Origin of the sequence: Mesorhizobium captivum (genome assembly GCF_033977165.1) — a bacterium.
In the GTDB taxonomy this organism is placed as follows: domain Bacteria; phylum Pseudomonadota; class Alphaproteobacteria; order Rhizobiales; family Rhizobiaceae; genus Mesorhizobium; species Mesorhizobium captivum.
On record NZ_JAVIJB010000057.1, the window covers coordinates 25,957 to 35,533 of the forward strand.

The following is a 9,577-nucleotide window of genomic DNA, read 5'->3' on the forward strand; positions in this document are numbered from 1 at the left end:
ACTATCCTTCCGAGAGCCAGCTTGCGAAAGGCGGCGTGGTGAAGACCGTCAAAGGCTGGATCGTGGAACGAGCCAGCGCCCACGTAGAAACAAGTTTAGAACCAGGCCGATCGGCATAGCGAGGCTCAAGCCCTCCCCCGCGAACTCAAGCGGATCGCACTTCGCGCTACGATCCCGTCGCGCGCCGCGTGATGCGTTCGAGACCAAGCAACAGGACCAGGGTTGCGGCCACCAGGATCATGGAGAGCGCCGCGCCCGCAAAAATGTCGCCGCGGTCTGTCAGCGAGAAGATCGATACCGGAAGCGTCACCCAGCCTGGCGGATAGACCATCACGGTGGCGCCGAGCTCGCCCATGGAAAGCGCGAAGGTCAGGCCGAATGCCGCGGCGAGATAGGGCGCGAGCAGCGGCAGCGTAACGTGCCACAGCCGGTAAGCGGGCCTCGCGCCAAGGCTCGAGGCGACCTGCTCGAAGTCTGGCGACAGCCGCGCCAGGCCAGCCGATACATCGCCGAAGGTGAAGGCCGAAATCAGCACGAAATGCGCGACCATGACGATCGCGACGGTGCCGTTGAGCAGCAGCGGCGGATTGCTGAATGCAACGAGCAAGCCAAGGCCGACGGACACAGAAGGCACGGCGCTCGGGATAAAAAATAGCAGTCCGAGCAAGCGCTCCATCGTGGCGCCTTGCACGCGCAGCGCCAGCGCCGCCCAGGCGCCGCTGACCAGCGCCAGGGCGCTCGCGGCGAAACCCGTGACAAGGCTGGCCTTCACTGAGTCGCCGGCCGAACCCTGGACGACGTCGCTGTAATGCTCCAGCGTCAGGCTGCTGGGCAGCACGCCGTTCCACTGGCCGGTAAGACTTGAGAGCAGGATGACGGCGAGAGGCGCCAGGAACAGCACGCCGAACAGCAGCGCGAAGATCGCCCAGATGGCGATACGACCGGATCTCGGCCAGACCAGCATGATTATGGTCCCAACCGGCCGGCGGCGAGACGGTAAAGGCCGAAGAGCCCGAGCGACAGGACGATGTTGACCATGGCGATGATACAGGCGACCTGGTATAGCGGGAGACAGCCAATGGAACTCTTCATTGCCATCTTCACCGGCACCATCATCGCCGCGACGCCGCTGATTTGGCGGCGCTCGGCGAGCTGGTGGTCGAGAAATCCGGCGTGCTCAACCTCGGCATCGAAGGCATGATGCTGATGGGCGCGGCACTCGCCTTCTGGGCCGTCACCGCGGGCTATTCGATGCCGGTCGAGATTCTGGCCGGTGCGCTGGCGGGCGCCGCCGCTTCGCTGCTGTTCGGCGTGCTCGCGCTGACCTTCCTCACCAACCAATACGCCGCCGGCCTGGCGCTGGCGATCTTCGGTTCGGGCGTCTCCGCCTTCCTCGGGCACGGCTTCGGCAGCGCGCCGATCGAGGCGCTGCATCGCGTCGACATCCCGATCCTCTCCGACCTGCCGCTGATCGGGCCGCTCTTCTTCCGCTTCGACCCGCTGGTCTATCTGGCGCTGGTGATGTTCGTGGCGATCAGCTGGTTCCTCTACCGCACGAAGGCCGGGCTCATCCTGCGCACGATCGGGGAATCGCCGCAGACCTCGCACGCGATCGGCTATCCGGTGATCGGGATCCGCTAGATGGCGGTGCTGTTCGGCGGGCCGATGGCGGGCCTGGCAGGCGCCTATCTGTCGGTCGCCTACACGCCGCTCTGGGTCGAGAACATGACCGCCGGCAAGGGTTGGATCGCGCTGGCGCTGGTGGTGTTCGCCACGTGGCGGCCGCTGCGTGTCCTGTTTGGCGCCTGGCTGTTCGGCGGCATGACGATCCTGCAGCTGCAAGGGCAGGCGCTGGGGCTTCAGGTCCCGTCTGAGCTGCTGTCCGCCCTGCCCTATCTGGCAACGATCGTGGTGCTGGTGCTGATCTCGCGCGACCGCCAGATGCTTGCCCTGCACTTTCCCGCGTCGCTGGCTAAGCCGTTCCGCCCCGCTGCCTAGCCTAATCTAAAGGACCACCGACTGGCGATCGATTGGAGGTGCCTACCCGGACCGGCCGCGGGGGACTGTTCGGCATCTCACCCGTCGTCCGCCGCACCTATCGGTCATACCTGGTAGAATTCCCGATACCACTTCACGAAACGTGGAACTCCGATCTCGATTGGAACCTTCGGCCTGAAGCCGGTCGCCTCCTCAAGCGAACTGACATCGGCGAAAGTCGCCGGAACATCGCCGGGCTGGATCGGCATGAGGTTGCGGTTCGCCTTGCGGCCGAGCGCGTCTTCCAACACCTCGATCAGCCGGTTCAGCTGAACAGGCGCATTGCCGCCGATGTTGTGGATCCGGAACGGCGCGTTGCTGGTCGCCGGATCCGGCGTAGCGCTTTTCCAATCGGGATTGGCTGTCGCGGGCTGCTGCGTAACGCGGACAATGCCTTCAACGATGTCGTCGATATAAGTGAAATCCCGCTGCATGTTGCCATAGTTGAACACGTCGATCGGCTCGCCGGCGAGGATGGCCTTGGCGAAGATGAACAGGGCCATGTCCGGCCGTCCCCAGGGACCGTAGACCGTGAAGAAACGCAAGCCCGTCGTCGGCAGCGCGAACAGATGGCTGTAGGTGTGGGCCATCAGCTCATTTGCCTTCTTGCTGGCGGCATAGAGGCTGAGCGGATGGTCGGCCGAATCGTGGACGGAGAACGGCATGCGCGTGCTGCCGCCATAGATCGAGCTCGACGAGGCATAGACCAGATGGCCGACCGAGGCGTGGCGGCATCCTTCCAGGATATTGAGGAAGCCGTTGAGATTGCTTTCCGCGTAAGCGTGCGGATTGGTCAGCGAATAGCGTACGCCGGCCTGCGCCGCGAGATTGACGACAATCTCCGGAGCGGCTGACAGAAACAGCGCTAAAATGCGGTCGCGCTCCGTGAGATCGAGATGCTCGAAACGAAAGTTCGGGAACCCGTTCAGCCGGTCGAGCCGCGCCCGCTTCAGGTTGACGTCGTAGTACTCGTTCATGGAATCGAGGCCGACAACGTGCCGGCCGTCTGCGAGCAGCCTCTGGCAGAGGTGAAAACCTATGAAACCGGCCGCGCCGGTGATCAGAATTGGCCTGCTTGATGTCACGGCGTATTCCTAGCGTTCATTTCGGGCCGAGCCTCAAAGACTCCAGTATTTTATCCTGACCGGAATCTCGTTCGGCTTGATGGCAGACTTGATGTCGAACAGCATTCCACCTGGCCTGATCATCTGAAAAATACGGGACTTCTCGCCCTCCAGATATTGCTTGTGAGGAACCGCCAGAACAAGCCCGTGCAAATCGTCTATCTGGTCGAGCGGCAGGATTGTTTCGCCATGGTCGCGTCGAGCGGTTTCGGCATCGGCAAGTGGGTCGTGGACTTTAGGGACGATTCCGAACTGTCTTAGCTCCCTGACCATGTCGAAAACGCGGCTGTTGCGCAAATCCGGCACGTCCTCCTTGAAGGTCAGCCCGAGGATGCCGATCGAAGCTCCCTTGACTGGCATGTCCGAGCGGATCAGTTGCTTGACGACCTGTTGGGCGACAAAGGCTCCCATGCCGTCATTGATGCGACGACCGGCGAGGATGATCTGCGGATGGTACCCCTCAGCCTCCGCCTTGGCGGTCAGATAGTACGGATCGACGCTGATGCAGTGGCCACCCACGAAACCCGGCTTGAAGGGAAGAAAGTTCCATTTTGTCGATGCGGCATCAAGGACGTCCTGGGTCCGAATCCCAAGGCGCTCGAAGATCATTGCTAGTTCATTCATCAGCGCGATGTTCAGATCGCGCTGGGTATTCTCGATGACCTTCGCTGCCTCGGCCACCTTGATCGATTGGGCGCGGTAGACGCCGGCATCGATGATACGTCCGTAGATACCCGCCACGCGATCCAATGTCTCGGCATTCTCGCCAGAGACGACTTTGACGATCCGTTGCAGGGAGTGTTCACGATCGCCGGGGTTGGCTCGCTCAGGCGAATAGCCAAGCGCGAAGTCGTGAGGATGCCGCAGACCGGAAATCCGATCGATAATCGGCCCGCAGAAATCTTCGGTCACACCTGGATAGACCGTCGATTCGAAAATGACGACGGCGCCCCTGCTTATCGCTCCGCCGACGAGCTCGGATGCCAGTTTTAAAGGAGCAAGGTCGGGAGCGCGGTTGATATCGATAGGGGTTGGCACGGCAACAATGAAGACGGTCGCGCCTTTCAACATCTCCCGGTCGGCCGTAAGCACGATCGACGATTCCTTGAGCGCCGTCGTGTCGACCTCTCCAGTGCGATCGACGCCATCGCGCAGTTCATTGATCCGACGCTCGCTGATGTCGAACGCAATCGTCCCCGGGAAAACCTTTCCAAACGCGACAGCTACCGGCAGGCCGACATATCCCAGGCCGATTACAGCGATGCGTTCCGACATCCGCGGATTTCCTACGTCAAACATGGGCCGAGGCGGTTGTATGGCAGTCGATGGGTCAATTCAACGATGCGCCGTTGCGAAAGGTGATGTCCCCACTCAAAAAACGGCAGAGCTTTGCCGACTCTTTATGGGGCAACGGCGCTGGCGATAGGCCTGGCATTTACTGTTTGGCAAAATCCATAGGCCCGCTAGCGCTTTACATCAAAAGCTCTCGTGCTTCCGATTGAGCACGCATTTTCAACGGAGCGCGTAGCCAGCAGCTATCCGCGTGGCATGAAGGTACGGAACATCGCCAAGGCGCCGACGGCGGCCACCAGGACAATGCACGCAGATGCCCAAAACGCGGCCTGCGCTGCATCCGAATATGCGGCCTGAGCGGCCGACACCAACGCGTTCCCTCCATCATCTTGCGCCGAGCTGACGGCCGACCCAATTCCGCGCAAGGCGCGTTCACGAGCTTCGCCATGCACCATTGGTGGGATACCGGCGCTGAGAACCCGGCGGTAGATGAGGGTCACCCGGCTGCCGAGGAGCGCGATGCCAAGGGCGCCCCCCAATTCCGACGCCATCTCGCTCAGGGCCGATGCAGCGCCGGATTGCTCCTGCGGCAATCCACCGTGATGCTTCCACGCGCGCTGGGCCTCCCCTTGCATGCCGTCAATCGGTGTCTTATATACTGAACCACATGGTTCAGTATATAAGACACCGCCTCGATGCCTCGTTCGCCGCTCTCTCGGACGCCACCCGACGCGGCGTTCTGGAGCAGCTCGGGCGTGCGGACGCCTCGATCACGGACCTTGCCGTGAAGTTCCACATGACCCTCACGGGCATGAAGAAGCATGTCGGCGTCCTGGAACAGGCGGGGCTCGTCACCACGGAGAAGGTCGGGCGCGTGCGGACCTGCAAGCTCGGCCTGCGCCGGCTGGAGGAAGAGGCAGCATGGATCGAGAGGTACCGCCAGCTCTGGGACGCACGCTTCGACGAGTTGGACAAGGTTGTCGAGGAATTGAAACGGAAGGAGAAACTCGATGGACGAAAGAAGAGATAGCGGGCCCACTGCCATGAAGAACCGCACGACGGTGGAACGGAAGTCCGAGCGTGAGCTGGTCGTTACGCGAACCTTCGACGGCCCGGCGCGCATCGTGTTCGAGGCATGGACCAAGCCCGAGCTGTTCATGCGATGGTGGGCACCGAAATCGATGGGCATGTTCCTGCGTTCCTGCGAGATGGATGTTCGTGTCGCGGGCAAACCCTGACGAGTTCTTCGGCAGGTATATCGAAGTGACACCGCACTCGCGCCTCGTCTGGACCAATGACGAAGGTGGTGACGGTGGACCCGTCACCACGGTGACCTTCGAGGAAAAAGATGGCAAGACGCTGCTGGTCATGCACGAGCTCTATCCGTCGAAGGAAGCGCTCGACGCAGCCGGCACCGGGGCGGCGGATGCGATGGGCGAGACGTTCGAGCAACTGGACGAGCTTATCGTCAGCCTGGGCGCGAGCGCGGGGTCATGAAGTCGTCGATCTCGCGGTCGGCCGTCTGGGTTTGTCGCTCCGCGAAAGAGGACCCGGCGGGTCGTCGCCGCCCTCTGCTGACCTACGGCCCTCACGCCAGGCGGATGGCCATGTCAAAAGGACGGATCGATAGGGCCGTAACGAATGGCTGGTCAGCCGGGATTTCGCTAGCTTCGTCTCCTCACCGGCACCGGCGAGAGGATTTGCATTCGGTGGTGGCGCTATTTCGATTGTGGCAAAGGTGAGGTTTGCCGCCAGCACATGGATATTGTCGCCAACGCGAAAAGCGACGGCCGCCAAGTCCGGACGATCGATCGAAATCCCGTAGCGTTCGGCGCCGGAGGCCGCAGGGCCCGTGGGACGCCAAGCATGCCGGCGAGACGTCCGGTGCGGTCGCCTCCGCGCTCGGACAGGGACCTATGCGCATCGGCCCGGAGATCGACACGGGCGTGCCCGCGCTGATCCTGGATGGCCCGCCGCGACTTTTCCTGGCGCTGAAATCGGGCCGCGCGTCAGTCGCGCGATAAGGACAGTCCCGCGAGAAGCGGCGCGTACGCGGCGAGCCTGCGGGATACGAGCTCGGTGAAGAGCCGCACGCGCTTCGTCTTGCGTGTCTCCCCCTGGGTGAGAATCCAAACCGTTCCGTACATGTGCAGGTCGGCGCCCGGCACCCTCACCAGTAGAGGGTCGGCATCTCCGACGAAGCACGGCAGTGTCGTGATGCCGAGCCCTTGCCGTACCGCAACGAGCTGCGCCTCGCCGTCCGTGGTCCTGAATGGAACCTCCGTGGTGCGAACTTCACCCTCGCTGGCCCAATCCGGAATTCCATGAATGCTTATGACGATCCACCGGATGGGATCAGCCGCGCCCGCACGCCACGCGGCTAGTCGATCGCGGGACATGTATACGCCGCCGAACACCTCCGGTCCCTTCAGGCCGTGAAGATTGAGCGGCAGGGTTTTGCGGTCGTAGACGACACGGATCGCGACATCGGCCTCTCGGTTGGTTAGATTTGCCAGCTCGCCAGACGACAGGATTTCCATCTCGATGTCCGGATGCAGACCCGCGAAATCGGCGAAGTCCGGCATGAGCAGGTGTGTCGCGAGGGTCGGTGCCAGCGTTACCCGCAGAAGCCCGCGCACGCTCTGATCGCGCCCGAAGACGCGCGTCTCCAGCTGGTGCGACGACGCTTCCATCTGGTCCGCGAACTCGAGGACCTCCTCCCCCGCGGCCGTCAGGCGGTAGCCCGAAGGCCGCCTTTCGAACATGTGCGCCCCGAGGCGTTTCTCGAGCTGGGCGATGCGTCGCAGCACAGTCGAGTGGTTCACACCGAGGCGCTCGGCGGCGGCCCGCACCGAGCCTCCGCGCGCGACGGCAAGAAAGTGGCGAACGTCATCCCAGTCGATCATGGTCCGATCCCGCACCGCGGGGTTTGCCTTCGAAAGCCCGAGTCCAACACCATCGAACATCCTCTCGAATGTGAGGTAGCACGGGCGGGTGATCACTGCCTATGCCGACAAGCACGGCCCAATTCCGAACGGCGGGCACCGATCGCGGCTGGCATCAGTCGTCCAGCCGGATCGATTTCGCACCACCGATATGCGCGCTTCCGCACTCAATGCCCGACGCCGGCAGACCCATCTCGAGGTTCTCGGGGGCAGATGCTGCCCGACACGACGAAAGGATAAGTCATGAGAAAGCTTGACGGTAAGGTTGCAGTCATCACGGGCGGATCGAGCGGCATGGCGCTGGCGAGCGCCAAGCGGTTCGTAGAAGAAGGCGCCTATGTTTTCATCACGGGCCGGAGGCAGGAGGCGCTGGACGAGGCCGTCAGGCTGATTGGCCGGAACGTGACCGGCGTGCGCGGCGACGCTGCCAATCTCGACGACCTCGACCGCCTGTTCGATACGGTCAAGCGGGTAAAGGGCAAGATCGACGTCCTGTATGCGAGCGCCGGCACGGGCGAAGCCGTCCCACTGGGCGAGATTACCGAGCAGCATTTCGATGCGACCTTCGGCCTGAATACGCGTGGCACGCTGTTCACGGTGCAAAAGGCGTTGCCGCTGTTCAACGATGGCGGATCGATCTTCATGACCGGATCAGTTGCTTCGGTGAAAGGTTTTCCTGGTTACAGCGTGTATGCGGCGAGCAAGGCGGCGCTGCACGCATTCGCACGCGGGTGGCTCAACGAGCTGAAGGGCAGGAATATCCGCGTGAACGTGCTGCACCCGGGGCCGATCGCCACACCGATGCAGGACCAAGTTCTCACCGAGGAGGGGAAGCGGATGTTCGAATCCCTGATCCCGCGGGGAAAGATGGGGCGTCCTGAGGAAATTGCGACGGCCGCGCTGTTTCTTGCTTCAGACGATTCGAGCTTCGTGAATGGGCTCGAGTTGTCTGTCGACGGCGGCTTCTCGGCCATCTGAAATCGCGCCGGATCGCGGAAGCGGCTGATCGGCGGGAACTAGCATGTCCATGGTGGAACGACGGGACGTCTACGCGAAGGTCGCCATGCAGCGGAACGGATAACCCAGCGCCGTTGAGGGCCGGGGAACCAATATCAACACGGATCGGAGAAGTATCATGAGCTATGCGATTGTGGGATTCGGTGCGGTAGGCCAGGCCCTCGCCCGGGCCTTCGCCCGTAAGAACATCAGGGTGGCCGTCGCGAGCCGCCGGCCTCCCGAGGCGTTGGCGCCGCAGGCTCGGGCGATCGGACCCACGGTCGTCGCCAAGTCGCTGCGGGATGCACTCGAGGCCGACACAATCATCTTGGCGGTCCCGTTCTGGGAGCATCGCGAGGTTGCGACGGCCCTGCCGAGCTGGGAAGGCAAGACGGTCATCGACGCGACGAACGCGTTTGGAGAAGAGCTGGACGGTCTCCTGTCCTCCGCCTTCGTCGCGAAGGCGTTCACCGGCGCCAAGTTCGTGAAAGGTTTCAATCACCTGATTGCGGCCACCCTGGCTGCCGATCCGATCGTCGAGGGCGGCCACCGGGTCGTCTTTCTGTCGAGCGACGACGAGGACGCGACCGCTCCCGTGGCGGCCTTGGCCAAACAACTCGGGTTCGCGCCCGTCAAGCTGGGAAAGCTCAACGAGGGTGGCGCGCTGGTGCACGCACGCGGCCGCACTTGGGGCCAGCTCATCTTCCAGGATTTGCTCAAGAAGGAGCAGTAATCGAAGGCGTATGGACGGTGTTCGAAGAGCGGGAAGACGCACGACGGAGCAGCAGATTTGCGGGGCGCCAGTATCTATCGACTGCTATCGATGGCCTAGGCCTCGCCCTGGATGTCCTCTGCTATCCGCTACTACTCTACGGTACGCCTCATCATTCCCACTCAATCGTTTTGACCCGGCTAAGATATTGATCTAGCTGGGTTTTTTCTTACCCGCGAGCCAAAGAACCCTTAGGCGGGCCGTCAAAAACCTACAATGTTGATTTTAAAGGGAAATTGCTGACGGTGGTGACTGAGCCATGTCCGCTTCTGGCGGTGGAAAACGCTGGTGGAATGACCGATATCAGGCGCAAAGCTGCCTTTCATGAGCGCGACAGGTTCGAGGCCGATGAACGAACCCGCTGCGCGGGATGGGCCCGTGCGGTGAGGTAGAGATCACGAGCCGGACGT

9 protein-coding genes and 2 pseudogenes are annotated in these 9,577 nt (G+C 62.4%); 5 read left to right on the forward strand and 6 right to left on the reverse strand.

Annotated features, from left to right (window positions below; all coding sequences use genetic code 11):
- Nucleotides 1-166 precede the first annotated feature (166 nt).
- Nucleotides 167-964, reverse strand: a complete 798-nt coding sequence (locus tag RFM40_RS30480) for an ABC transporter permease subunit (protein WP_320278831.1) — start codon at nucleotides 962-964, stop codon at nucleotides 167-169.
- Nucleotides 965-966: 2 nt separating this feature from the next.
- The gene (locus RFM40_RS30485; protein ID WP_320224426.1) at nucleotides 967-1,092 is read right to left on the reverse strand and encodes a hypothetical protein; all 126 of its coding nucleotides are present in this window, start codon (nucleotides 1,090-1,092) and stop codon (nucleotides 967-969) included.
- On the opposite strand from RFM40_RS30485, the pseudogene RFM40_RS30490 reads away from it, so the two are divergent.
- Nucleotides 1,079-1,998 (forward strand): annotated as a pseudogene (locus RFM40_RS30490) (ABC transporter permease). The gene RFM40_RS30485 and the pseudogene RFM40_RS30490 overlap by 14 nt on opposite strands.
- A gap of 104 nt (nucleotides 1,999-2,102) precedes the next feature.
- Here the strand turns inward: RFM40_RS30490 and RFM40_RS30495 are convergent.
- The 3 genes from RFM40_RS30495 to RFM40_RS30505 all read right to left on the reverse strand — a co-directional run bounded on the left by RFM40_RS30495 (nucleotide 2,103) and on the right by RFM40_RS30505 (nucleotide 5,089).
- A complete protein-coding gene (locus RFM40_RS30495; protein ID WP_320224428.1) occupies nucleotides 2,103-3,122 on the reverse strand; it encodes an NAD-dependent epimerase in 1,020 nt (339 codons plus the stop codon).
- A gap of 33 nt (nucleotides 3,123-3,155) precedes the next feature.
- Nucleotides 3,156-4,436 (reverse strand): nucleotide sugar dehydrogenase, encoded by a 1,281-nt coding sequence (locus RFM40_RS30500; RefSeq protein WP_320224429.1) that lies wholly within the window; start codon nucleotides 4,434-4,436, stop codon nucleotides 3,156-3,158.
- A 260-nt stretch (nucleotides 4,437-4,696) separates the two neighbouring features.
- Entirely contained in the window at nucleotides 4,697-5,089 is a 393-nt protein-coding gene (locus RFM40_RS30505) for a hypothetical protein (RefSeq protein WP_320278832.1), read from the reverse strand.
- 32 nt (nucleotides 5,090-5,121) lie between these two features.
- On the opposite strand from RFM40_RS30505, the gene RFM40_RS30510 reads away from it, so the two are divergent.
- Complete coding sequence (locus tag RFM40_RS30510; RefSeq protein WP_320278834.1) at nucleotides 5,122-5,484, forward strand: ArsR/SmtB family transcription factor; 363 nt, start codon at nucleotides 5,122-5,124, stop codon at nucleotides 5,482-5,484.
- Nucleotides 5,465-5,951, forward strand: a pseudogene (locus RFM40_RS30515) (SRPBCC domain-containing protein). Before RFM40_RS30510 ends, RFM40_RS30515 begins: the two are co-directional and overlap by 20 nt.
- Nucleotides 5,952-6,463: 512 nt before the next feature.
- Here the strand turns inward: RFM40_RS30515 and RFM40_RS30520 are convergent.
- Nucleotides 6,464-7,360 (reverse strand): LysR family transcriptional regulator, encoded by an 897-nt coding sequence (locus RFM40_RS30520; RefSeq protein ID WP_320224432.1) that lies wholly within the window; start codon nucleotides 7,358-7,360, stop codon nucleotides 6,464-6,466.
- 282 nt (nucleotides 7,361-7,642) lie between these two features.
- Here RFM40_RS30520 and RFM40_RS30525 point away from each other — a divergent pair, with 282 nt between their 5' ends.
- Both RFM40_RS30525 and RFM40_RS30530 read left to right on the forward strand, forming a co-directional pair.
- Nucleotides 7,643-8,377 carry an SDR family NAD(P)-dependent oxidoreductase gene (locus RFM40_RS30525; protein WP_320224434.1) on the forward strand — a complete coding sequence of 245 codons (735 nt, stop codon included), beginning with the start codon at nucleotides 7,643-7,645 and terminating at the stop codon, nucleotides 8,375-8,377.
- A gap of 157 nt (nucleotides 8,378-8,534) precedes the next feature.
- The gene (locus tag RFM40_RS30530) at nucleotides 8,535-9,128 is read left to right on the forward strand and encodes an NADPH-dependent F420 reductase (RefSeq protein ID WP_320224436.1); all 594 of its coding nucleotides are present in this window, start codon (nucleotides 8,535-8,537) and stop codon (nucleotides 9,126-9,128) included.
- The last annotated feature ends 449 nt before the right edge of the window (nucleotides 9,129-9,577 follow it).